The 22,035-nt window shown below is 61.8% G+C and carries 20 protein-coding genes and 1 pseudogene; 5 read left to right on the top strand and 16 right to left on the bottom strand.

What is annotated here, in order from left to right; all coding sequences use genetic code 11:
* Positions 1-31 precede the first annotated feature (31 nt).
* The 4 genes from ETW23_RS26270 to mutL are packed head-to-tail and all read right to left on the bottom strand — an operon-like array spanning position 32 to position 4,687.
* A complete protein-coding gene (locus ETW23_RS26270) occupies positions 32-760 on the bottom strand; it encodes an adenylate/guanylate cyclase domain-containing protein (protein ID WP_254695085.1) in 729 nt (242 codons plus the stop codon).
* A gap of 11 nt (positions 761-771) precedes the next feature.
* Positions 772-1,341 (bottom strand): hypothetical protein, encoded by a 570-nt coding sequence (locus ETW23_RS26265; protein WP_254695084.1) that lies wholly within the window; start codon positions 1,339-1,341, stop codon positions 772-774.
* Positions 1,342-2,724, bottom strand: a complete 1,383-nt coding sequence (gene rmuC, locus ETW23_RS19165) for a DNA recombination protein RmuC (protein WP_129369230.1) — start codon at positions 2,722-2,724, stop codon at positions 1,342-1,344.
* A gap of 31 nt (positions 2,725-2,755) precedes the next feature.
* Positions 2,756-4,687 carry a DNA mismatch repair endonuclease MutL gene (gene mutL / locus ETW23_RS19160; RefSeq protein ID WP_134830940.1) on the bottom strand — a complete coding sequence of 644 codons (1,932 nt, stop codon included), beginning with the start codon at positions 4,685-4,687 and terminating at the stop codon, positions 2,756-2,758.
* A 246-nt stretch (positions 4,688-4,933) separates the two neighbouring features.
* Between mutL and deoC the strand changes: the two genes are divergently transcribed.
* Positions 4,934-5,923 carry a deoxyribose-phosphate aldolase gene (gene deoC, locus ETW23_RS19155; protein ID WP_134830939.1) on the top strand — a complete coding sequence of 330 codons (990 nt, stop codon included), beginning with the start codon at positions 4,934-4,936 and terminating at the stop codon, positions 5,921-5,923.
* Positions 5,924-5,934: 11 nt separating this feature from the next.
* Positions 5,935-8,271: an aldehyde dehydrogenase family protein gene (locus tag ETW23_RS19150; RefSeq protein WP_134830938.1), complete on the top strand. Its 2,337-nt coding sequence runs from the start codon at positions 5,935-5,937 to the stop codon at positions 8,269-8,271.
* Positions 8,272-8,445: 174 nt separating this feature from the next.
* On the opposite strand, the gene rpsO is transcribed toward ETW23_RS19150, so the two are convergent.
* The 5 genes and pseudogenes from rpsO to ETW23_RS19135 all read right to left on the bottom strand — a co-directional run bounded on the left by rpsO (position 8,446) and on the right by ETW23_RS19135 (position 10,480).
* Entirely contained in the window at positions 8,446-8,715 is a 270-nt protein-coding gene (gene rpsO, locus ETW23_RS19145; protein ID WP_129369234.1) for a 30S ribosomal protein S15, read from the bottom strand.
* 160 nt (positions 8,716-8,875) lie between these two features.
* Positions 8,876-9,481: a calcium-binding protein gene (locus ETW23_RS26260; protein WP_254695083.1), complete on the bottom strand. Its 606-nt coding sequence runs from the start codon at positions 9,479-9,481 to the stop codon at positions 8,876-8,878.
* A gap of 69 nt (positions 9,482-9,550) precedes the next feature.
* Positions 9,551-9,667 (bottom strand): annotated as a pseudogene (locus ETW23_RS26255) (calcium-binding protein); the annotation flags it as partial.
* Between the two features lie 23 nt (positions 9,668-9,690).
* Positions 9,691-9,882, bottom strand: a complete 192-nt coding sequence (locus ETW23_RS26250) for a hypothetical protein (RefSeq protein WP_254695082.1) — start codon at positions 9,880-9,882, stop codon at positions 9,691-9,693.
* A gap of 85 nt (positions 9,883-9,967) precedes the next feature.
* Entirely contained in the window at positions 9,968-10,480 is a 513-nt protein-coding gene (locus ETW23_RS19135) for a DUF1643 domain-containing protein (protein WP_134830937.1), read from the bottom strand.
* 701 nt (positions 10,481-11,181) lie between these two features.
* Here ETW23_RS19135 and ETW23_RS19130 point away from each other — a divergent pair.
* Positions 11,182-11,505 (top strand): DUF3775 domain-containing protein, encoded by a 324-nt coding sequence (locus ETW23_RS19130; RefSeq protein ID WP_027257190.1) that lies wholly within the window; start codon positions 11,182-11,184, stop codon positions 11,503-11,505.
* 66 nt (positions 11,506-11,571) lie between these two features.
* On the opposite strand, the gene ETW23_RS19125 is transcribed toward ETW23_RS19130, so the two are convergent.
* From ETW23_RS19125 to ETW23_RS19110, 4 genes are read right to left on the bottom strand one after another with little or no spacing between them, the layout of a single operon-like run.
* Positions 11,572-12,714, bottom strand: coding sequence for a saccharopine dehydrogenase family protein (locus ETW23_RS19125; protein WP_134830936.1), 1,143 nt, complete (start codon positions 12,712-12,714; stop codon positions 11,572-11,574).
* Between the two features lie 32 nt (positions 12,715-12,746).
* Positions 12,747-13,799: a saccharopine dehydrogenase gene (locus ETW23_RS19120; protein ID WP_134830935.1), complete on the bottom strand. Its 1,053-nt coding sequence runs from the start codon at positions 13,797-13,799 to the stop codon at positions 12,747-12,749.
* Between the two features lie 11 nt (positions 13,800-13,810).
* Entirely contained in the window at positions 13,811-14,425 is a 615-nt protein-coding gene (locus ETW23_RS19115) for a glutathione S-transferase family protein (RefSeq protein WP_134830934.1), read from the bottom strand.
* Between the two features lie 23 nt (positions 14,426-14,448).
* Positions 14,449-15,099 carry a histidine phosphatase family protein gene (locus ETW23_RS19110; RefSeq protein ID WP_129369239.1) on the bottom strand — a complete coding sequence of 217 codons (651 nt, stop codon included), beginning with the start codon at positions 15,097-15,099 and terminating at the stop codon, positions 14,449-14,451.
* 144 nt (positions 15,100-15,243) lie between these two features.
* On the opposite strand from ETW23_RS19110, the gene ETW23_RS19105 reads away from it, so the two are divergent.
* Positions 15,244-16,443, top strand: a complete 1,200-nt coding sequence (locus ETW23_RS19105; RefSeq protein WP_134830933.1) for a hydantoinase/carbamoylase family amidase — start codon at positions 15,244-15,246, stop codon at positions 16,441-16,443.
* An 86-nt stretch (positions 16,444-16,529) separates the two neighbouring features.
* Here the strand turns inward: ETW23_RS19105 and ETW23_RS19100 are convergent, their stop codons facing one another.
* The 3 genes from ETW23_RS19100 to ETW23_RS19090 all read right to left on the bottom strand — a co-directional run bounded on the left by ETW23_RS19100 (position 16,530) and on the right by ETW23_RS19090 (position 19,579).
* Positions 16,530-16,757: a WGR domain-containing protein gene (locus ETW23_RS19100; protein WP_134830932.1), complete on the bottom strand. Its 228-nt coding sequence runs from the start codon at positions 16,755-16,757 to the stop codon at positions 16,530-16,532.
* A gap of 219 nt (positions 16,758-16,976) precedes the next feature.
* On the bottom strand, positions 16,977-17,681 hold the full coding sequence (locus ETW23_RS19095) for a response regulator transcription factor (RefSeq protein ID WP_134830931.1): 705 nt from the start codon (positions 17,679-17,681) through the stop codon (positions 16,977-16,979).
* The gene (locus ETW23_RS19090) at positions 17,678-19,579 is read right to left on the bottom strand and encodes a PAS-domain containing protein (RefSeq protein ID WP_134830930.1); all 1,902 of its coding nucleotides are present in this window, start codon (positions 19,577-19,579) and stop codon (positions 17,678-17,680) included. The genes ETW23_RS19095 and ETW23_RS19090 overlap by 4 nt, the downstream gene beginning before the upstream one ends.
* 446 nt (positions 19,580-20,025) lie before the next feature.
* Between ETW23_RS19090 and ETW23_RS19085 the strand changes: the two genes are divergently transcribed.
* Positions 20,026-21,990 (top strand): AMP-binding protein, encoded by a 1,965-nt coding sequence (locus tag ETW23_RS19085; protein ID WP_129372788.1) that lies wholly within the window; start codon positions 20,026-20,028, stop codon positions 21,988-21,990.
* The last annotated feature ends 45 nt before the right edge of the window (positions 21,991-22,035 follow it).

The following is a 22,035-nucleotide window of genomic DNA, read 5'->3' as shown; positions in this document are numbered from 1 at the left end:
ACCGGTCGAGACCGTCTGAACAATACAGTTGCTAGGCTTGCGCCTTTGCGAACAGCGCGAGCCCGCTGCGGCGCCCGCGCAATTGCTCCGCCGGCAGCGCGGTCCAGCCGCCGCGCGCGGGCTCTGTGCCGGCTTCCTGCAGCAAAGTTGCAGACGCGATCAGCGCCGTGTCATTTGTCTTGGTCAGCTGCTCCAGCCGCGCCGCAGTGTTCACCGTGTCTCCGAACACGGAATATTCCAGCCGTGCCGGTGTGCCGGTGACACCCGAAAACACCTCACCCCAATGCACTCCGATCCCTGCGGCCAGGCCGGTCTCTCCAGTAGCCTCCCGTTCCTGGCGCCAAGCCTCCATTTCCACAAGCAGCCCTTCGGCGCAATCCAGCGCCCGCGCTGCAGCCCGCTCACCCTCAAACAGGATCATCGCTGCGTCGCCGATGTATTTGTCGATCAGACCGCCAGTCCGGCCCGCCACCAATTCGACACGGGTGCGGAACTCGGTGATCAGTCTGCTGACATCTTGCGGCTCGCGGCCCTCGCACCAGCTGGTGAAACCGCGGATATCAATGAATAGGATCGCCATTTTCTGCTGGCGGCCTTCCTGCAACGCCTCCAGCCCGCCGCCGGCAAGGCGGCCCGCCATCTGGGCCGGCAGATAACGAGTCAGATTGGCCTTCTGCCGCGTTTCTTCTATGGAGCGGTGCAGAAGGCCCCGCATCCGAAGCGCCGCCACCATCAGCACCAAACCAGCCAGCGCCACCATCAGCACCCGCATCAGATTGGGGGTGTGGCCATGGCCAGATGCACCCGCTGCATGGCAGCGTCAGAGACGATTGCCGGTTCCCACAGAACCAGCCACAAAAGCCCGGCCGCAACCAGCAGCACTTGGTATCCCAGCAGCAGCGGGTTGAAACGCAACACGCCAAAAGCCAGGATCAGCGGTGCCATCCAGGCCGAAGGCATGGCAAAGACAACTTCGCCGGACAGCCCGGAATTCACCAAAGACAACCAGGAGTTCAGGAAAAGAAAGACACCGTCCGCGGTCACTGCAGCCCAGATCATCCAGTGCCGGAACACGCCTTTGCGGATAGCCGCAAAACTCAGGACCCCAACCGTAAGATAGGCAAGTAGGGTTGCCGCCGCCAGGCCGACTTGGTGCCAGAGGTAGTCCTGGCCCACCGTCTGCACTGCATCAACCGCAAGAACCAAGGCCGCCAGCAGCCCGGCAGACACGGCAATCCGCAAGAGTGCCACAATGCGCTCGGCTTCTAATTCCGCCGCACGCAGCAGCACCGCCCCGCCGGGGTTGAGGTTGCCCGCGCCTGAAACCAGCGGCAACCGCATCTACTCCTCCGCCAGCAGCGCCACCTGGCGCGGCTCGACTTCCACCTGGCCAGGATCTTCCAGTTCCGCGCCGTTAGCCACCACGCCCATTGCCTCGAACCGGCGGGCCGAAGGCAGCACGCGGGCCTCCAATGAGCCAACGGCCTTGTTGTAGTTGTTCACCGATGACGACAGTGACTTGCCGACGGAGGCCAGGTTCTTGGAAAACGTCGCCAGCCGGTCATAGAGTTCTTTGGCAGTCTTTTGCACTTCGATTGCGTTTTCCGCCATCTTCTCCTGCTGCCAGCCATAGGCAATGGACTTGACCAGCGCCATCAGGGTGGTTGGCGTGGCGATCAGAACCTTGTTTTCAAAGGCATATTCAATCAATCCCGGATCCGCCTCCACTGCCGCGGACACGAAGGTCTCACCGGGGATGAACATCACCACAAAGTCCGGCGTCTCTCCCAGCGCGCTTTGATAGGATTTCGACGCAAGCTGACGCACATGGGTTTTCACATGGCCCGAATGGCGCAGCAGCGCCTGCTGCTGCTGATCGGGCGTCTCCGCTTCCAGCGCATCCAGATAACCCTCCAGCGGGGTCTTGGCATCCACTACGATGCTCTTGCCGCCGGGGATGCGCACTATTGCATCGGGGCGGCGCAGACCGTCATCGGTGCCGACGCTTTTCTCCAGCTCATAGTCAACATGCTCGGCCATCCCGGCCATCTCAAAAACCTGACGCAGCTGCATCTCGCCCCAACGGCCGCGGGTCTTGGGCGCGCGCAGGGCCTGCACCAGCTTGCGGGTCTCGCCGCCCAATGCTGCCTGGCCATCGGCCAAGTGTTTTACCTGCGTCTGGATCGCGCCATAGGCCTCATTGCGGGCCTTCTCGATTTCCTTGATCCGCTCACCGAACTGACCCAGCTTCTGATCCAGCGGCTTTACCAAACCTTCAATCGCTGCGTGGCGCTTGGCCAGATCCGCATCCGCGGATTTGCTATGTGCCTGAAACCGCTCGCTGACCAGGCTCAGGAAGCTTTCCGAGTTCTGCTTCAGCACGCCCGACGCCAGCGCCGCAAATTTATGTTCCATCTGCGCATTCATCTGCTTGAGCTCTTCCAGCCGCGCTGCATGTTCTGCCTTCAGCGCTTGAACTTGTGCCTCAGCCTGATACCGGGCGGCACGTTCATTATCGCTGGTGCGGCGCAGGGTTGCCAGCTCATCGTTCAGCTCCGGCAGCCGCTTGACCTCTGCCCGAAGCCCGGCCGCCTCCTGGCTCAGACCTGCATTGGCCTGTTCCAACTGCCGGGCCGCGCCTCGCAGCCGCAGCCCAGCCAGGGCAAAAACAGCGGCCAGACCAGCCAGCGCGTAAATGGCCCATTGGGCCTGTTCCAGTGTCACTGCTCGTCCTCCCTTTACCGGGGGTTCTTGTTCAGGTGCGCCCGAACAGGCGCTCGATATCTGCCAGTTTCAGTTCCACATAGGTGGGACGGCCGTGGTTGCACTGGCCGGAATGGGGCGTTGCCTCCATTTCGCGCAGCAGAGCATTCATTTCCTCGCCCCGCATCCGCCTTCCTGAGCGGATCGAGCCATGGCAGGCAACCCGGCTCAGGATAGCCTCGATCTTGGCTTGCACCAGCTGGGTTCCGCCCTGGTCGGACAGTTCGTCCAGAATATCCTTGATCATCGCTTCAGCGTTGACCTCGCCCAGGATCGCGGGGGTTTCCCGCACTGCAACAGCAGCGCCGCCAAAGGCCTCAATGCCAAGGCCGAATTTCGCAAGCTCATCAGCCACGCCCAGAAGGCAGGCACAGTCATTGTCGCTGAGCTCGACAATCTCCGGTATCAAGAGCGCCTGGGCCGCAACGCCATTCTCTGCCATCTGATGTTTCAGCTTTTCATAGACCAGCCGCTCATGGGCTGCGTGCTGGTCGACGATCACCATGCCGTCGGCAGTCTGGGCGATGATGTAATTCTCATGCACTTGGCCGCGCGCCGCGCCCAACGGCAGCTGTTCGGCCCCGGGCGCGGTGGCCCCGGACGCATCTGAGGTCTGACCCGGGGCCATTGGAGCCAATGGCACCTCTGTGACCCGCCCGCTGTAGGACCCCTGCAATTCGGCAAAACCTGGCGATGGCGGCGCATCGAAGGAAGACATTTGCGGCAACCCGGGGGCTTGCGCCGCGTAGGCGCTGCTGCGTGCGCCCATGGACGGCCGGTCCATCTGATATATCCGCGGCGCACCTGTCGCCGTGGGTTGTTCCGGTTTCATTGCCCCCAGCGTGGCGCCTGCCACTGTGGTTGATGCGCGGTGCCCGGCCTCTGCCAGCGCATGGCGCAGGGCAGACACGATCAGCCCGCGTGCCAGTCCGGGGTCGCGGAAGCGCACCTCGGATTTGGCAGGATGCACATTCACATCGACCAGCTGCGGGTCGCAATCGATGAACAGCGCCGCTGCAGGATGCCGGTCGCGGCTGAGGAAATCAAAATACGCCGCGCGCAAGGCCCCGGTCAGCATCTTGTCCTTTACCGGGCGCGTGTTCACGAACAGGAACTGCGCCACCGCAGCGCCGCGCGAATAGGTCGGCAGCGCCGCATAGCCAAACAGGCGGATCCCCTCGCGGGCGGCATCAATCTTCAACGCGTTCTCGGCAAAATCACGCCCCAGAACCGAGGCCAGCCGCCCGTGCAGCGCATCAAACAAATCGCCCGGCAAAGGATCGGCGCGGAAGGTCACCCGCCCCTCACCGCCGCCCGATACATCGCGCAGCGTGAACCCTACCGAAGGCTCTGCCATTGCCAGCCGTTTCACCGTGTCGGAAATCGCCTGGCTCTCGGCCCGGTCGGTGCGCATGAACTTGAGCCGCGCCGGTGTGGCAAAAAACAGATCGCGCAGCTCGACTATGGTGCCTGCCCGCAAGGCGGCGGGTTTCACCGGCTCCAGCCTGCCGCCGGAGACCCGGATCTGCGCCGCCTCATGCCCTGCAGCGCGGCTGGTGATTGTCAGCCGCCCAACAGCCCCCAAAGAAGGCAGCGCCTCGCCGCGGAACCCGAAGGTATGGATGTTCAGCAGGTCCGAGCCGTCGATCTTGGATGTCGCGTGGCGGGACAATGCCAACGGCAAGTCCTCCGGCGTCATGCCGCAGCCGTCATCACTCACCCGGATCAGCGTCTTGCCGCCATCGGCAATTTCTACAGTGATGCGGGCGGCGCCGGCATCAATGGCATTCTCCACCAGCTCTTTGACCGCTGAAGCGGGGCGTTCCACCACCTCGCCAGCGGCAATCCGGTTGATGGCGCTGTCATCCAGCTGGCGGATGATTGGTCGCGTTTTGTCGCTGATATGGGGTTCTGCACTGCTCATACCGCTAAATTTAGCATGCGGAGCTGATTCTGCCACTGGAATGCGCGCGGCTTTGGCCGGAGACGCGTAAAACAAGATTTTCGCACCAAACCACCTGTATCTTCCCGGTTTTCAGAGTGTCATTGCAGCCCGCGCACCAATATTTTGTCCAATCAGTCAAAAAAGCCGCCTGCAATCCTTAGCCTTGCTTGCCAATATGCCGCACCCGTGCGAATTTCGCACGGAACTCTGCTGAGGACTCCCCGAATGGAAAGCCAAATCGCTGAACGAAGCGCGCAGCTGCCGCAGCTGGCCGAGCCGCGCAATCCGGGCATGGCGCTGGACCTGGACTGGGTCGCCGCCGTGCAGGCCAATACATCGGCCATCGAACGCCGCTGCGCCACCTTGCCGGGCCGCCGCAGTGTGAAAAAGGACCATCAGGCCGCCTGGCTTTTGAAAGCCATCAGCCTCATTGACCTCACCACCCTGTCCGGTGACGACACCGAGGGCCGGGTCCGCCGTCTGTGCGCCAAGGCCCGGCAGCCGGTCAGCGCCGGTGTTCTGCGCACATTGGGGATGGAGGGTCTCACCACCGGGGCGGTCTGCGTCTATCACGACATGATCCCCGCGGCTGTTGCCGCATTGCACGGCACTGGCATTCCGGTTGCCGCGGTCTCCACTGGTTTTCCGGCCGGCCTGTCGCCCTTCCATCTGCGGCTGGCGGAGATTGAGGAAAGCGTCAAGGCAGGCGCCGGGGAAATCGACATCGTGATCTCGCGCCGCCATGTTCTGACCGGCAATTGGCAGGCGCTTTATGACGAGATGAAGGCCTTCCGCCAGGCCTGCGGCGACGCCCATGTGAAGGCGATCCTGGCGACCGGCGAATTGGGCAGCTTGCGAAACGTCGCCCGTGCCTCGCTGATCTGCATGATGGCAGGGGCCGATTTCATCAAGACTTCCACCGGCAAGGAAAGCGTCAACGCTACTCTGCCTGTCAGCCTGGTGATGATCCGCGCAATCCGCGACTATTATGACCGTACCGGCCACCGCGTCGGCTATAAGCCTGCGGGCGGCATTTCCAAGGCCAAGGATGCACTCGTCTATCTGGCACTGATGAAGGACGAACTGGGCGACCGCTGGCTGCAGCCTGATCTGTTCCGCTTTGGCGCCTCGTCACTGCTGGGCGATATCGAGCGTCAGCTGGAACACCATGTCACCGGGGCATACTCCGCCGGCTACCGCCATTCCATGGGCTGAGGGCTGAACACATGACCATCAAAGAGATTTTCGACACCATGGAATACGGCCCCGCCCCCGAAAGCGCCGCCGAGGCACTGGCCTGGCTGGTCGATCAGGGCAGCCGGTTCGGCCATTTCATCAACGGCGAGTTCACCGCCCCTGGCGAAGGATTTGACAGTAAAAACCCAGCCACCGGTGAAGTTTTGGCGACCCTGACCCAAGCCACGCAAGCAGACGTCGACAGCGCCGTTGAAGCAGCCCGCAAGGCGCAGGGCGGCTGGGCCGGTCTAGGCGGGCCGGGCCGCGCCAAATACCTCTATGCCATTGCCCGGCTGTTGCAAAAACATTCCCGCCTGTTTGCAGTGCTGGAAACGCTCGATAACGGCAAGCCGATCCGCGAATCCCGCGATATCGATATCCCGCTGGCCCAGCGGCATTTCTACTATCACGCCGGCATGGCCCAGCTAATGGAAAGCGAACTGCCGGATGCCGAGGCCCTGGGCGTTTGCGGCCAGATCATTCCGTGGAATTTCCCGCTCCTGATGCTGGCCTGGAAGATCGCGCCTGCTATTGCAATGGGCAACACGGTGGTGCTGAAACCGGCAGAGTACACTTCGCTCACAGCGCTTTTGTTTGCCGACATCTGCCATCAGGCGGGCCTGCCCAAGGGCGTCGTCAACATCGTCACCGGCGACGGTGCCGTGGGCGAAATGATCACCGCGGCAGATGTGGATAAGGTCGCCTTCACCGGTTCCACCTCAATTGGCCGCCGGATCCGCGAGGCCACCGCAGGCAGCGGCAAGGCGCTGACGCTGGAGCTGGGCGGCAAGTCCCCCTACATCGTTTTTGACGACGCCGATATTGATTCAGCTATCGAAGGGCTAATCGATGCGATCTGGTTCAACCAGGGTCAGGTCTGCTGCGCCGGCTCGCGCCTGCTGGTGCAGGAAGGCATCGCCGGGCGGTTCCACACCAAGCTCAAGGCCCGGATGGACGGCCTGCGCATCGGCAACCCGCTGGATAAATGCATCGACGTCGGCGCCGTCGTCGACCCGGTGCAGCTGGATACCATCAGCAGCATGGTCGCAGCCAACCAGGCCGGCACCATGCACCAGGCCCAGGTGAAAATGCCAGAAGGCGGCTGTTTCTACCCGCCGACGCTGATTGAAGGCCTGTCGCCTGCCGATCCGCTGATGCAGGAGGAAATCTTTGGCCCGGTGCTGGTCTCCTGCACTTTCCGCACTCCCGAAGAAGCGGTGGAGCTGGCCAACAACACCCGCTACGGCCTTGCTGCGACGCTGTGGACCGAGAACGTGAACCTGGCACTCGGCATGGCTCCGAAACTGGCGGCCGGCGTTGTCTGGATCAACGGCACCAACATGTTCGACGCCGCTGCAGGTTTTGGCGGTGTGCGTGAGAGCGGCTTTGGACGCGAGGGCGGCTGGGAGGGCTTGACCGCTTATACCCGCCCCAAGACTGCAGCTAAACCGCTGGCCAGGGTGGAGCCGATCGAGGGCATTGGCGCCCCGGCAGACCCGCTGGACCGTACCGCCAAGATGTATGTCGGCGGCAAGCAGACTCGCCCGGACAGCGGATACTCCCGAGCGGTTTATGGCAAATCCGGCACGCTGCTGGGCCACATCGGTCTCGGCAGCCGCAAGGATGTCCGCAACGCGGTTGAAGCCGCCGCCGGCGCCGGAAAATGGTCCAGGACCACCGGGCATCTTCGGGCACAGATCCTATATTATATCGGCGAGAACCTCTCGGTCCGAGCCGCGGAATTTGCCGCCCGCATTGACGCAATGACCGGCAAGAAGACCGGCGCGGCTGAGGTCGAGGCCTCGATCCAGCGCCTGTTCACTGCGGCTGCATGGGCCGACAAATATGACGGTCAGGTCCACGGCGTACCGATCCGCGGCGTGGCGCTTGCAATGAAGGAACCCGCCGGTGTGATTGGCGTGCTCTGCGCCGATGAGGCACCGCTGCTGGGTCTGGTTTCGGCAATGGCGCCTGCCATTGCCATGGGCAACCGGGTGGTGCTGGCGTCCTGCGAACCTTTCCCGCTGGCGGCCACCGATTTCTACCAGGTTTTGGAAACATCAGACGTGCCCGCAGGCGTGGTCAACATCCTGACCGGCAGCCACGCCGAGCTGGCAAAACCGCTGGCGTCGCATCTGAACGTGGATGCGGTCTGGAGCTTTTCCTCCACCGATCTGTCGGAGGAGATCGAAGCCGCATCGGCGGGCAATCTGAAACGGACCTGGGTCAACAACGCCACCGCGATGGACTGGACGCAGGATCACAGCAAGCGTTTCCTGCAAGAGGCCACCGAGATCAAGAACATCTGGGTGCCCTACGGCGAGTGAAACAGGATCCCAGAGCTTTCCCGCTTCTGGCCAAGACATAAAAGCGCCGCTCCATTCGGGGCGGCGTTTTCTATCCGGCCTTGCCGGCGTTCCAGGCCCAAGACAGGGTTTGCGCGCAAAAGAAAACGCCCGCTCCTTTCGGAACGGGCGTAAAAAATCCGGGATAAGCGCGGATTAGCGGCGGATACCCAGGCGTTTGATCAGGTCCTGGTAACGGGACACGTCCTTGCCTTTGGTGTAGTCCAGCAGCTTGCGGCGCTGAGCAACCATCTTCAGAAGGCCACGGCGGCCGTGGTTGTCCTTCTTGTGGGTTTTGAAGTGCTCAGTCAGGGTGTTGATGCGCGAGGTCAGGATTGCAACCTGGACTTCCGGCGAACCGGTGTCGCCGTCCTTGGTTGCGAATTCTTTCATCAGGCGGGTTTTTTCTTCTGCAGTGATCGACATCGGGGTCTCCTTAAAGGTTAGAGTGGATGGCTCAGGCCGGGATGTCGTCCAGCACAGGCCCATGGAGATATCCGCCGCAGAATCGCAGCAGATGCGGGCATATATGACGTTTCCGTTGTAAAGGCAAAGATTAACTGCCAGCCGGTGGATCTGCGCGGGCCTACTGCGGCAGCAACCCGGTAGCAGCGGCTGAGACCGGATCGATCAGCACCAGATCCGCCGCAGTCAGCCCGCCGGCTCCGGTGACCCGCAAGGCAGGCTCGCCGTCGACAAGAATGACCTGCTCGTCCTCTGCCTCAGGGTTCTGCTGCAGCTCCACGGAAGGCTCTTCGCCGTCCTCAAAATCCCAAACCAGCACCAGCTTATCTTCATCCGTATCGAAGTCCATCAACTGCACAGTCTGTTCGGTTCCGGTCCAGTTGCCGGCCATGAACTGATCCTCGCCTGTGCCGCCGGTCAGCACATCCCCCGCCCCGGCGATCAATGTGTCATCGCCGGCACCGCCATTGACATAGTCTTGGTCCGTGCCGTCCCCAGCACCGGACACCACATCATTTCCATAACCGCCAAACAGCGCGTCGGCGCCGCCGCCGCCCACTAGGCTGTCATCGCCGTCATTGCCGTGCAGTGTGTCCCGGCCTTCACCGCCTTCCAGCCAATCTTCGCCCTGACCGCCATGCAGCAGATCCGCACCGCCGCCGCCCTGAAGCGTGTCATCCCCGAAATGCCCATAAAGACTGTCCTCTCCGGCGGCGCCCTGCAGCACGTCAGCACCGTCTTCGCCGTGCAGCAGGTCCTGGCCTGTGCCGCCGGACAGGCTGTCATCTCCGCTACCGCCATGCAGAACATCGCTGCCCTGGCCCCCGTCTATCCAGTCATGACCGCTGTAACCGCCAAGCTGATCATCGCCATCACCGCCGCTAAGGCTGTCAGCCGCCCCGGTTCCCGCGATGACGTCATTTTCATCGGTGCCGGTTACGGTGCTGCCACCCGGCTCGATAAACCCGCCATCTGACCCACCCCGCCGGTGTCCGCCTCCGGATCGGGGCCGGAGGACGGCTCCTCCCCATCCGGGGTTTCGGTATCAACCAGGACCGCGCTGCCCACTGCAACAAGGCCCAGAACACTCGCCAGCCACAACATTGCCCGCTCAACCTCAATAAACACTCAAAACTCAATTGCACGATCACACGCGTTGATTGCAAATGCAAAACAAATAGGGAACATCAGTTAACGGCAACCGAAGAACCCGCTAACGCTGATGCCAAAGCTCTGGTTGCTGGGTGTATGCGATGTAAAGCGGGTGCTTCGGGTGGCCGGCCTTGCTGAGACCGAGGTGGTGCAGCGGCTTTCCGGTTGCGCGCAGCAGCGCCGCAACCCGCTCCCCTTGCCCGCGGTGCTCACCATGGGTGCCCCAGGCGCAGATCACCATGTCAGCCCAATCAACGCCGTGCAAAATGGCTGCCATGTTGCCCGGGCCTTCCGGCTCTTCCAGCTGCCGCATCCCGCGCGGATCGGTGACCCGGCAGGCAAAGATGTTGGTGGCCCGGAAACCGCCGAACCCCAATGCCCGTGCGCGGCGCTCGCAGCGTTCGATGGTCGGATCATTCTGCACTTCGGTTGCGGTTGACGGATTCAGCATCACAAACATCACCCGCGGTCCGGCAGGATCCCAAACCCGGGTCAGGCTGTAGCGGTAAGTTTCGCAATCGGAATAGACGGCGGTTGAGGGCGCATCGCCCTTGGTGTGGCTGCGGGTGATCATCAGCCGTCTGTAACAGGGCAATTTCGACTGTCCAAGCTTACTGTCCAAGTTTCATTATCACCCCGGGAAGCGCCCATTAAGGGCATTGCCGGGCACGACGACACATTGCAGCTGTTGGCGTTGTGTTTCTTTCGGACAGGTTTTTCATGGAAATGTTGCTGCTCACCATAGTGTTCTGTCCTGGCTTCCGGTGAAACGGACCCGCAATGAAACTGTCTGACTCTGAAGTCCGGATCTTGCAGATGTATTTGTATGGCGCGCGTCCACTGAGTGTCTTGAGAGGGCGGTTGCAAAGGCCGTCGTCCAGCGGTCGGAGAGCAGGCCACCTGAAAGCAACGATCATGGCTTCATCTTCTTCACTAGGGACGATTGAGCGGGGCTCATTGGGACGGGTTTTCTGATCCTCAGCAGTCTACCGCTTCGCAACCGGCTTTGGGGTGATGCCAGGTTCCTGGTTCAGCTCCGCGATTGAAACCTGCACTTCTCGGGACAATGCTGCGCAATACCCTGCCGGGTGACAGGACGTGACGCAGACGTGGCATATCTGTCCCATAAGGCGTCCTTCCATTCCAATGAATGGATCGCACTATCAACCCCTGGAACCAAACAGCTAAGCAGCGCTCCATTTGCCACAGATCAAAGACTTAGGCGTTTGGCCTGCTGTTTGCTATGCTGAGGCAGCGAACAGAAGGATTGTAGCAATGCTGGAGATTTCAGCCCGTAAGGTGGCACAAGTGGCGATGATGGCCCGTGAACTGGGCCGGGCTGAAGGGGAATTGCGCGCCTTCATCGACCGGATGGGGGAAGATCAGCAGTCGGAATTGGTTGGCATCATGTGGGTCGGCCGCGGCAGTTTCGAGCCGGAAGAACTGGGTGAAGCGATCTATACCGCCCGGCAGGAAGCGACCACGCCGACCGTCGATTACTTGCTCGGCACGCCGCATCTGGCTGACAATCTGGAGGCTGGCATGGAAGCGCTTGGGATTGATGTGAACGATGTCGAAGATGATGTGATCGGCCGCTAGGGGCCGCACCGGGTAAAATGTATAGGGGCGCCGCAATCCGGCGCCCCTTATTGCTTCCAGAAGCCCTCAGGCCTTGCTATCGACGATCTCAAGGTGCTGGGCCAGCTTGCCGATCCCGCCCATCCAGTTTTCGACCAGGCCCAGGTCGCTGGGTGCGGCGTGTACACCAGCGGCGATCTTGCCGTTCATCGCGGCCTCGATGGCAAAGGAGACTGGGTAGGACACCAGGCGCGCCATGGCGGTGCCGCGGTCGTCGCCCCAGGCGTCCATCACATAGGTCTTATGCCAGGCTTCGGTGCCGTCTTTTTCCGCCTTCAGGCCAACGCAGAGCACCACCCGGTCCGGCTCGCCCTCGTCATAGGCGTTCTCGGTCCAGAACTGGTCTGACATTTCCTTGAGGCGGGCGTCCCCTTCGGGGCCTTCGAGGGTCTCGACTTCCTTGAAGACATCCGCCCAGGCATCGGCCCAGCCGTTAAGGCGCAGGGTGCCGCGGACGAATTCCTTCACCTTCCAGTCCTCGCCGAACTCGTACTGCGTCATGAACGGGATCGAGTCGCGGTTCGGGTAGACCTCAAAGCTTTCGGGTGCGGGCAGCGGCGCCTCATAGGAGGAAATCGCATCCCAGGGGCGGGCGACGTCCAGCTCCTTGAAGCCGCGGATTGATTTGGAGGGCGAACGCAGCGCCTTCAGCACGCCCAGCGGCGACCAGCTGAACTTGTAGCGGAACGGGTTCGGGGTCTTGGGGATACCGCCGCAATAGGAGATGAAGCTGATCTCGTTTTCCGCGTCAAAGGCATCAGACGCTTTGTAATCCGCCACCAGCGCATGCGCCATCAGGTGGTCGATGCCCGGATCCAGGCCCACCTCGTTGATCAGGCAGACGCCTGCATCCTTGGCCTTCTGGTCCAGTGCGCGCATTTCCGGCGCGATGTAGGAGGAGGAGACGAAATGCGCGCCGTGCTCGATCGCCAGCTCGGCCAGCGGCACATGCCAGTCGCCGGGCAGCATTGAGACGATGACGTCTTTCGGGCTCAGCATCCGGCCCAGGTTGGCGATGCTGAAGGCGTGAATGTTAGTGGTCAGATCGCCGACGGCCTCACGCGCTTTGTCGGTGGTCCGGTTCCAGACCGCCACGTCATGGCCCGCTTCCAGCAGGCGGCGGAGGCCGGGAATGGCGGAGAGGCCGGTGCCGCACCAGTGAATTGTCATGAGAGTTCTCCCTTACTTGGTTCCGGCGGCATTCAGCCCGGAAGATGTTCGTTGAATGTGGCTTCCGCCCGGCCCCAGACGCCGGACTTCAGATCGGTCAGGGTCAGCAGCGAGGGCAGCAGCTGAGCGGCATAGTCTTCGGAGCTTTCCACCGGCAGCATGGAGGGCAGGTTGTCGATTGCCATCACATCCAGCACCGGGTGTTCGGCGACGCGCAGCGCAGGCTGATCCCAGGAGGTCGCGCGGTCATAGACCGGCACCGGATTGTAGTCACTGTCAGGGTCGCAAGCGACATCGCCGATGGCGGTCAGCTTGCGGTCCGCAGCCAGCGCCTCGCGCGGGACAAAGACCGGGGTGCCGGGACGGGCGAAGATACAGTTGAGAAACAGGTCATGGGCCAGGATCTCCGGGAAAGGTCCGCCGCTTGCGGTCTCGTCGATGTCCCATTTGGTGACTTTGACACCCATCGCTTCGCAGAGATCTGCCGCGCCGGTGCCGACCCGGCCAAGCGCGCCGATCACGATAGCAGAGGGGCGGTCTTTGTTCAGGGCATCAAGTTCCGCGCCCAGATCCGTCAGCAGCGCATCCTTGCCGCCATAAACGCCAACCGGGCCGCAGATTCCGCCGCGCTGCTGGGCGGTCCAGGACTTTAGTGTTACCGCGGCGCCGGCATAGCCCGCCCAATACCCAAAGGCAGCAACCCGGCGGGCGCTTTCATCCACCAGGTATTCCAGATCATAAAGGGTGCCGCCGCCGGCCTTGAAGCGTTCCAGCAGTGCCTTGCCGGAATGCTGGCCCTTGAAGGCATGGCCGAACATGATGTGGCGGTGGGGCAGCGGGGTGCCGTCCTCGGGCAGTTCCTTGAGGCCAAAGATGATTGCGTCCGCAGGCGCCTGGGGCCAGGAGTTTTCCGGTGCAATGTCGCAGCCGGCATCAATGTAACCCTGCAGCGGCAGCGCCCGGACCGAGCTTTCCTCAACCGTGACCCTGATGCCGCCTGACAGCAGCGCCTTGGCGCCATCGGGGGTCAGGCCGACCCGCTCCTCATTCGGGCGCTGTTCGGCCCGTACCCACAGATGCGTCATCGTCATGTCCTTCAAAGCATTCCCTTGGCATAGACTGCGCGGATCGACTCGCGCTGCTCCATTGCCGTCATGAAAGTCTGGATTTTGGGGAAGCCGTCCACCTTCACCCCGTCACCCGCCAGCCAGGTGCAGATCACATAGAGGTAGCAATCGGCGAGGCTGACCGTCTCGCCCAGCACAAAGGGTCCGCGCAGGCCGGCCTGGCTGATGTACTCGCAGGAGGCCATCATCGTCTGCGGCACCTTGGCCTGCATATCCTTGTAGCTGGAGGTCTTGCTGGCCCAGCGGGCACCGCGCCGCATATGGGCATGGTTCACATGCATGGTCGAGGCGAGGTAGAACATCACCTCGCGCATCCGCGCCTGCAGTACCGGGTCCTGCGGGCGCAAGCCGGCCTCGGGCGCCATATCAGCGATATATTCCAGCAGCGCGCCGGTCTCGGTCAGGATGCCGCCCTCGACCGCCAGTGCGGGCACCCGGCCCTTGGGGTTGATCTGGGCATAGGCCGGACCGGTCTGTTCCTTGGCGGCAAAGTCGATTTTCACCGCCTCATATTCAATTCGGGCTTCTTCCAGCGCGATGGCCACGGCCACCGAGATGGTGTTGGGGGCGTAATAAAGCTGCATGTCTTTCCCTCCCTCTCGGACGTTCAAAGATGTGTCTGGGCAAAATGCCGGTCCGGCGCTTCCAGATGCGGCACTGCGTTGAACAAAACCGGGCTCAGGTGGCCGCCGATGGGGAACAGACGATGCATCGAGGTGTTCATGATCGCCAGCGTAACCCGGGCCATGGCGGCGGAGTCCAGCCCCATCGCTTGCCGCAGGGCCATCGAGATCAGCCCGCCGGAGGTGACAACCATTGCGGGGCCGTCGCCTGCGGCGATTTCCTCCAGACAGGCCTGGGTGCGGGTTTCGAAACTGGCCCAGCTTTCGTAGGGATCGGCGATTTCGTCCTTGGCCCAAGCGGCAAACACCTTGGGCAAATGATCGACAAAGCCCTCGCGCTCTTTCGGAATTGGCAGGCCGTGCTGATCGCGCATCGCCTCGGCGAGGGTGAAATACTCCATCTCGTTCAGCCGCGCGTCCTGCGCCGGATCGGCAAAGCCCATAGAGGCTGCGGTTTCGATGTGCCGCCTGAGGGTCCCGCAGTAGACGCGCGGGTGGTGGCTGCCGGTGCTGCGCAGATGGTCCCCCAGCCAGGCCGCCTGCTGGTGACCCAGATCGCTGAGGCGGTCATAACTTGCCTCGTCCCGGGCGCCGGTATTGGCCTGGCCGTGGCGGATCAGCGTTATGTGGGACATGGGCGGCGGCTCCGTTGTTACCGGGGAAGTCTTAGGGGAGGTTCCGGGCAGAGGGAAGGGCGGGCTGGGTGCAGGTTTGATCAATTTGATTGAGGGCGGGAGCAAAACTGGAGCAATGTGCATCTGTCAATTGGGAGATTTGCCATGCCCCTTAACCCTCAGCGTTTTCTGGATGATCTTCATGAATTGCGCAGCTTTGGTGCCTCGGGTGCAGGCAAAGGAGTGGTGCGGCCGGCGTTTTCAGAAGCAGATATCGCGGCGCGGAAATGGCTGGCTGAACGGATGACAGAGTGCGGATTAGAGCCGCATTTCGACCCGCTTGGCAATCTGTTCGGGCTGGCTGGGGAGCGCAGCTTGCTGGTTGGGTCGCACAGCGACAGCCAGCCCGAGGGCGGCTGGCTGGACGGCGCGCTGGGTGTGGTGGCCGGGCTGGAGATTGCCCGCGCAGCCCGGGAGGCCGGCGGGCCGCTCATTTCTTGCGTCAGTTTTCAGGATGAGGAGGGGCGGTTCGGGGTGCTGACCGGATCGGATGTTTGGACCGGCAATCTGGCGCTGGATGAGGCGGATGGGTTCACTGACAACGCCGGCAATACCCTGGCCGGGATGCGGGCGCGGATGGCGGAGCTTTCGGGGGATTTCCTGCCGCTTGAACGTTTCTGCGGATTTCTGGAAATGCATATCGAGCAAGGCCCCTATCTGGAAGAAACCGGACTCAAGCTTGGGGTGGTGACTGATATTGTCGGCATCCGGGATATGCGGATCACGTTTTTCGGTCGGCAGAACCACGCAGGCACCACGCCGATGCACCTGCGGCGGGATGCGTTTCAGGTGCTGTCTGCCTTCAACACGGCGCTGAACAGCCGGTTTGCTGATGTGGTGACGCCTGCCACGGTCTGGACTATCGGTCATGTGGCGTTGCATCCCAATGCGTCCTCTGTTGTGCCCGGGCGCGTCGAATTTTCCGTGCAATGGCGCGATGCTGATGCAGACCGGCTGGTGCAGATGGAAACACTCATCAAGGAGACAGCGCGGGAGATTGCGGCCGGTCACGGCGCAGCATCAGAGCTTGGACCGGTGATGGGCATAGAACCGTCGGCAATGGATGTGCGGTTTCAGGCGGAGTTGGGGGCCGCTGCAGAGGCGTTGGCACCGGGAAAGTGGCAAAAGATGCCGTCGGGTGCTTTGCATGATGCGGCCAATCTTGCGACGGTGATGCCTGCGGCAATGCTGTTTGTGCCCTCGACCGGCGGCATAAGCCATGCCTTTGACGAAGATACGGCGGAGGCAGATCTGGTGCTGGGGCTGCAGGTGCTGGACTGCGCGGCCCGGGCGCTGGCGGGGTGAAATGCAGGCGGGTACTCCCGCCTGTTCCCGGACATCCTGCAGGATGCCCTCTCACAGTTGGGCCTGGCGCCGCTGGCGCGGCGCGGTCAGCCCCGTCCGTAGCCGCGTTTGAGCATCCGGTTGCGGTGCCTGTCGGCAGCCAGGGAAGCCTCGCGCAGATTGCCGTAGATGCTGATGACGCTTTGCCCGTTGCCGCCGGCTATGCCCCATTCGCGCAGCACGGAGACCTCGGAAAACAGGTTCATCGCCAGCTCAATCCGGTAGAACCGAGACGGGCGCGAAGGGGCTTGGCGGTAGAGCAGACAGGTGGCCATGACCTGATTCTACGCCAAGCGATTCGCCGCGGCAAGAATCTCTATGCGGCGCTGACGAAAGTGAGGCCGCAGAGCGCGCAAGACAGCGCCGCCGCGGCGAACACCGGCTTAGCCAGAATGGACAAGGTCGGTAAAGCACTGCAGCTGCGTTTTCTTTCGCTCTTCTTATCTGGAAGAAAGAGCGCAGTGCGGGAAAATTGGTTTTGTACCGGAACAGGGTCAGCCCCAGTCCACATCGCCCAAGAAGATGTAGCCCGCGCCATAGATCGTCTTGATCAGACGTGGATTCTTGGGGTCTTCGCGCAACTTCGTGCGCAGGCGGGAGACGCGCACATCCATTGCCCGGTCAAAGCTTTCACCAGCCGCACCGCCAAGCGCCTCCTGCATCTGGGCGCGGGAGATCAGCCGCTTGGGGCTGTCGAGGAACAATCGCAGAACTTCGCCCTCGGCGTGGGAAAACGGGGTTTCGTTGCCTGCTTCATCTTCCAGCAAATAGCGGTCGAAATGCGCGGTCCAGCCGGAGAACCGGGCAGTGTCGCTGGCAGGAGCCGCTGTGCGGGGGGCGCTGCGCAGGCGGGCGCGGACCCGGGCGACAACTTCGGCCGGATCAAACGGTTTGGTGATGTAATCATCTGCTCCCAGTTCCAGCCCCGTCACCCGGTCCTGCACCTGGGCACGGCCGGAGATGATGATGACCGCCGCGCCTTGCTCCAGTGCAAGCCGGTGCACCAACGCCAGCCCATCGGTGTCAGGCAGCGACAGATCGACCAGGCAGACATCGGGTGCCATCCGGTTCAGAGCCGCCTCGAATTCGCGCGCGCGGGCGAAACTTTGGGTGCGGAAGCCCGCCTCCTCCAGCGTGCTGGTCAGGATCCGGCGGATTTCCGGCTCGTCATCCAGGATGGTGACCAAGGGCGATGTCATGCGGCGGGCTCCGGTTTGATCAGCGCGGACAGTTGATCCGTGGTGAAGGGTTTGCGCAAAACCGGGCCGCATTTCAAGGCCTTGCGGAACAACGGGTCGCTGACGGGAAGGGACGTCATCAGGATGCAAGGCAGGTTTGAACCGTCTAGCCGGGTGGCCAAGTCGATGCCGGTGGCAGTCCCTTCCAGTTTGATGTCGGAGAGCACCAGCGCGATGTCTGGCAGGTCGGCGGTGAGCGCACTGGCTTCGTCCACGCTGGCCGCTTCGATCACCGAATAGCCAAGATCAATCAGCATATCGCGAAAGGCGGCACGCAGTTCCTGGCTGTCCTCGACCAGCAAGGCCATGCCGCCCTTGGCATCAGGTGCCAGCCGGTAGGGCAGCCGCAGGGTCACCGAAGCGCCGGTTTGGGTGTTGCTGATCCGCATGTCGCCGCCGGCCAGTTTGGCCATGTCGTAAACCATTGGCAGGCCAAGACCGGAGCCTTCGCTGCCTTTGGTGGTGAAGAAAGGATTCAACGCCTTGTCCAGCGCTTGGGGGGAGAAGCCGGGGCCGCTGTCGGTCACCGTGATTTCCACCCAGGTCTGCCCGACTGCGTGGGCGCTGACAGTTATCTGGCCTGAAGTTCCGCAAGCGTCACGGGCATTCAGGATTAGGTTCAAAAGCGCATCCTGCAGCTTGCCGCTGTCCAGAAGCAGTACCTCGTCCGGCATGTTATCAAGGATGCTTAGCCCAATTCCCTGCGGCAGCGAAGGAGAGGCGAGGATCTTCAGTTCACCCAGCAGCGCATGCATGTCGGCCGCCTGCGGGCGCAAGGTGCGCTGGCCGGTCATTTCGGCAATCCGGCTTAGCAGCCGGCCGCCGCGCTTTGCGGCCGAAAGCGTGCCTTGGACCAGTTGGGTTGCCTCACCGCTCAGCCCCATTTTCTCCAGCTTGCTTTGCATTCCGAGAATAATGGTCAAAAGGTTGGAAAAATCATGCGCCAGGCCGCTGGTCATCTGCGCCGCCATCTCGCGGCGGCGGGCCTGCTGCAGGGCAACCCGGGCCTGGGTTTCCTCAGTCACATCCATCGACAGGATATACACGCCGCCGTGCTGGTCCGGGGTAAAGGCCACCCGGATGCGGCGGCTGCCGTGGCTCTCAGTGAACTCGAATACCGGACTGCTGCCCTTGTAGGCGGCCAGCAAATGCGGCTCGATCCGGTCAAAGGCAGCCTCTCCCAGTGCGTCCGCAATATGCATGCCGAGGATGTCGGAGGGGCGGCTGGGAAACACCGAGCTGAGGCGGCGGTTGGTATAGGTGTAATACCCGTCTGCATCGACGTGGGCGATATGAGCGGGCATCATCTCGGTCGTCAGCCGGGTACGGCCTTCTATCTCGGTCAGCTGTCTCTTGGTCTCTTCCAGGGCCGTATTTGTGGCTTCCAACTGGCGGTTGGCGGCGGATAGTTCCTCGGTATGGGTGATCAGTTTTTCGGACAGTTCCTCGGACCGGGAATGCAGCAGTTGCTCGGCCTGTTTGGTACGGGTGATGTCGGTATAGACGGTGACCCAGCCACCCTGCGGCAATGGCGAGCCTTCGATCGAAATCATCTGCCCGTTGGGCCGTTCACGCTCCAGGTAATGCGGCACAAAATCCAGTGCCTGAGCAACCCGGCTTTGCACGATGTCCTGGGTATCTGTTTCCGGCGCGTATTCACCGGCCTCTGCAAGAAAGCGGATGGTGTCGGCAAAGGACGCCCCCGGCTGCACCAGATGATCAGGCAGTGAGAACATCTCTTGGAAACGCCTGTTGCAGACCGCCAGGCGCAGATCGTTGTCATAGATCGACAGCGCCTGGGCGATCAGGTTCAGCCCGGCGGTGGTCATGGCGGCGTGCGGCTTGCTTGTTCGGTTCATGGTTCTCCCCGCTTCATGGCTAGCATCGCGGCGGGTGCGGGGCAAATTGCCATTCAGCCGCGGGAGAAGGCCATGCCGTCGCGTCAGACCGGCGGTCTCCTTAGGGTTGCCGGACGCGGTGAGCGGAAGATGGTGCAAGTGATGCGAAACTTGAAACGGCTGCCCGCTGCGTTTGATTCGAATTCCGGCCAGTTCGTGCGCATCCCGCGCGCTTTGCCCCGGCGTGTTTGTGAAGGCTGCGGGATTTTCTGTGCCCGGTGGTTCGGCGGCTTGCGTAACAGCCCGTAAAACAAGGGGAACGGCATTGTTACAATTCGTAAGATTTGGGAAAACATCAGGAAAAAGTTGACGGGCTATTCTTTGCACGTCCCTACTCGGGCCAGAACCGCGGGCAGCGGTCAGGTCCGGCAGCAACGCCGGAAAGGGAGGAAAGAAAGTTGGCTCAGATGCAGATGGGCGCCGAAGGGATGTTATCCCTGCCGGCGCTGCTTCAACGCAATGCGGCGCAATTCGCTAATGCACCGGCCTACCGGGAAAAGGAATTCGGCATTTGGCAATGCTGGACCTGGGCCGAGGCGGCAAAGGAAATCGAGGCACTGGCGCTGGGCCTCATCAACCTTGGCGTGAATGAGGGCGATTTTGTCGCTATCATCGGCCGCAATCGTCCTTATCTCTATTGGTCGATGGTTGCTGCGCAGGCGGTGGGTGCCGTGCCGGTACCGCTCTATCAGGACGCGGTGGCCGAAGAGATGGCCTATGTGCTGGGCCATTGCGGCGCACGCTTTGTGATCGTGGGCGATCAGGAGCAGGCCGACAAGGTGATCGAGATCCAGGATCAGCTGCATCAGTTTGAGCATATGATCTATCTCGACCCGCGCGGGATGCGGAAATACGAGCATACCCAGCTGCACCAGTTCAGCCATATCCAGGATCAGGGCCGCGCGGCGCGCGACGAACTGACCGGTGAGCTGCAGGCGCGCCAGGCCAAGCTGACCTACGACAGCACCTGCGTAATGCTTTATACCTCCGGCACCACCGGCAAGCCCAAGGGCGTGGTGCTGTCGAACCGGAATGTGATCCAGAGCGCCAAGAACTCGGCTGAGTTCGACCATTTGACTTTGGGTGAGAACATCCTGTCCTACCTGCCGATGGCATGGGTGGGCGATTTCATTTTCTCAATCGGTCAGGCCTACTGGTGCGGCTTCTGCGTGAACTGCCCGGAAAGCGCCGATACCATGATGACCGACCTGCGGGAGATTGGTCCGACTTACTTCTTTGCACCGCCGCGGGTGTTCGAAGGCCAGCTGACCAATGTGATGATCCGGATGGAGGACGCCGGCGCCCTGAAGCGCAAGATGTTCCACCATTTTCTGGCCCATGCCAAGAAAGTCGGAGGCGACATTTTGGACGGCAAGCCGGTGGGTCTGATGGACCGGCTGAAATACGCATTGGGCAATGTGCTGGTTTACGGCCCGCTCAAGGATACGCTTGGCTACGGCCGCATCCGTGTGGGCTATACCGCGGGGGAGGCAATCGGGCCGGAGATCTTTGATTTCTACCGCTCTCTGGGTATCAACCTGAAACAGCTTTACGGTCAGACCGAAGCCACCGTGTTCATCACCGTGCAGCCGGATGGCGAAGTACGTGCCGATACCGTAGGTGTTCCTGCACCGGAGGTGGAAATCAAGATCGGCGACAACGGTGAAATCTACTACCGCTCGCCGGGCACGTTTGTGGAATATTTCAACAATCCGGACTCTACAGCCTCAACCAAGGATCCGGAGGGCTGGGTAGCCACTGGCGATGCCGGTTTCTTTGAGGAAGGCTCCGGCCACCTGCGGATCATCGACCGTGCCAAGGACGTGGGCAAAATGGCTGATGGTGCGATGTTTGCGCCTAAGTATGTTGAAAACAAGCTGAAATTCTACCCGGACATTCTGGAAGCAGTGCTGTTTGGCAATGGCAAAGACCGCTGCGTGGCCTTCATCAATATTGACCTGACGGCTGTAGGAAACTGGGCAGAGCGTAACAATATCGCCTATGCATCCTATCAGGAACTGGCCGGGCATCCGCAAGTCCTGGAGTCACTCCGTGAGCATGTGTCGGCGGTGAACCAATCGGTGGCGGAAGACCCGATGCTGTCAGGCTGCCAGATCCACCGCTTTGTGGTTCTGCACAAGGAACTGGACGCTGATGACGGCGAAATGACCCGCACCCGCAAAGTGCGCCGCCGCATCGTTGAGGAGAAGTTCGACGATATCATAACCGCGCTGTACGACGGTTCGGAGCAGGTCTCGACCGTAACGGAAGTGACCTATGAAGACGGCCGCAAAGGGTCCATCAGCGCGACGCTGACTATTGTCGATGCGGACGTGAAACCGGCTGCGGTTCACAAGGTGGCCGCGGAATGATGCACGTATTTCCGGAGAAAAATCTGCCCCGTGCCGGGCAGGCCG

It is taken from the genome of Leisingera sp. NJS201 (assembly GCF_004535885.1).
In the GTDB taxonomy this organism is placed as follows: Bacteria; Pseudomonadota; Alphaproteobacteria; order Rhodobacterales; family Rhodobacteraceae; genus Leisingera.
The sequence above is the reverse complement of the archived record's forward strand: the minus strand, read 5'-3'. Positions and strand labels throughout refer to the sequence as shown.

What these genes read in the sequence shown, in the direction of transcription:
- ETW23_RS19110 (WP_129369239.1), bottom strand. Translation starts at nt 15,099, where the DNA reads ATGTCCCACATAACGCTGATCCGCCACGGCCAGGCCAATACCGGCGCC.
- ETW23_RS19130 (WP_027257190.1), top strand. Translation starts at nt 11,182, where the DNA reads ATGCTGGAGATTTCAGCCCGTAAGGTGGCACAAGTGGCGATGATGGCC.
- ETW23_RS19105 (WP_134830933.1), top strand. Translation starts at nt 15,244, where the DNA reads ATGCCCCTTAACCCTCAGCGTTTTCTGGATGATCTTCATGAATTGCGC.
- ETW23_RS19150 (WP_134830938.1), top strand. Translation starts at nt 5,935, where the DNA reads ATGACCATCAAAGAGATTTTCGACACCATGGAATACGGCCCCGCCCCC.
- ETW23_RS19090 (WP_134830930.1), bottom strand. Translation starts at nt 19,579, where the DNA reads ATGAACCGAACAAGCAAGCCGCACGCCGCCATGACCACCGCCGGGCTG.
- ETW23_RS19120 (WP_134830935.1), bottom strand. Translation starts at nt 13,799, where the DNA reads ATGACGCATCTGTGGGTACGGGCCGAACAGCGCCCGAATGAGGAGCGG.
- ETW23_RS26265 (WP_254695084.1), bottom strand. Translation starts at nt 1,341, where the DNA reads ATGCGGTTGCCGCTGGTTTCAGGCGCGGGCAACCTCAACCCCGGCGGG.
- ETW23_RS19095 (WP_134830931.1), bottom strand. Translation starts at nt 17,681, where the DNA reads ATGACATCGCCCTTGGTCACCATCCTGGATGACGAGCCGGAAATCCGC.
- ETW23_RS19115 (WP_134830934.1), bottom strand. Translation starts at nt 14,425, where the DNA reads ATGCAGCTTTATTACGCCCCCAACACCATCTCGGTGGCCGTGGCCATC.
- deoC (WP_134830939.1), top strand. Translation starts at nt 4,934, where the DNA reads ATGGAAAGCCAAATCGCTGAACGAAGCGCGCAGCTGCCGCAGCTGGCC.
- ETW23_RS19125 (WP_134830936.1), bottom strand. Translation starts at nt 12,714, where the DNA reads ATGACAATTCACTGGTGCGGCACCGGCCTCTCCGCCATTCCCGGCCTC.
- ETW23_RS19135 (WP_134830937.1), bottom strand. Translation starts at nt 10,480, where the DNA reads ATGATCACCCGCAGCCACACCAAGGGCGATGCGCCCTCAACCGCCGTC.
- mutL (WP_134830940.1), bottom strand. Translation starts at nt 4,687, where the DNA reads ATGAGCAGTGCAGAACCCCATATCAGCGACAAAACGCGACCAATCATC.
- ETW23_RS26270 (WP_254695085.1), bottom strand. Translation starts at nt 760, where the DNA reads ATGGTGGCGCTGGCTGGTTTGGTGCTGATGGTGGCGGCGCTTCGGATG.
- ETW23_RS19085 (WP_129372788.1), top strand. Translation starts at nt 20,026, where the DNA reads ATGCAGATGGGCGCCGAAGGGATGTTATCCCTGCCGGCGCTGCTTCAA.
- ETW23_RS19100 (WP_134830932.1), bottom strand. Translation starts at nt 16,757, where the DNA reads ATGGCCACCTGTCTGCTCTACCGCCAAGCCCCTTCGCGCCCGTCTCGG.
- rpsO (WP_129369234.1), bottom strand. Translation starts at nt 8,715, where the DNA reads ATGTCGATCACTGCAGAAGAAAAAACCCGCCTGATGAAAGAATTCGCA.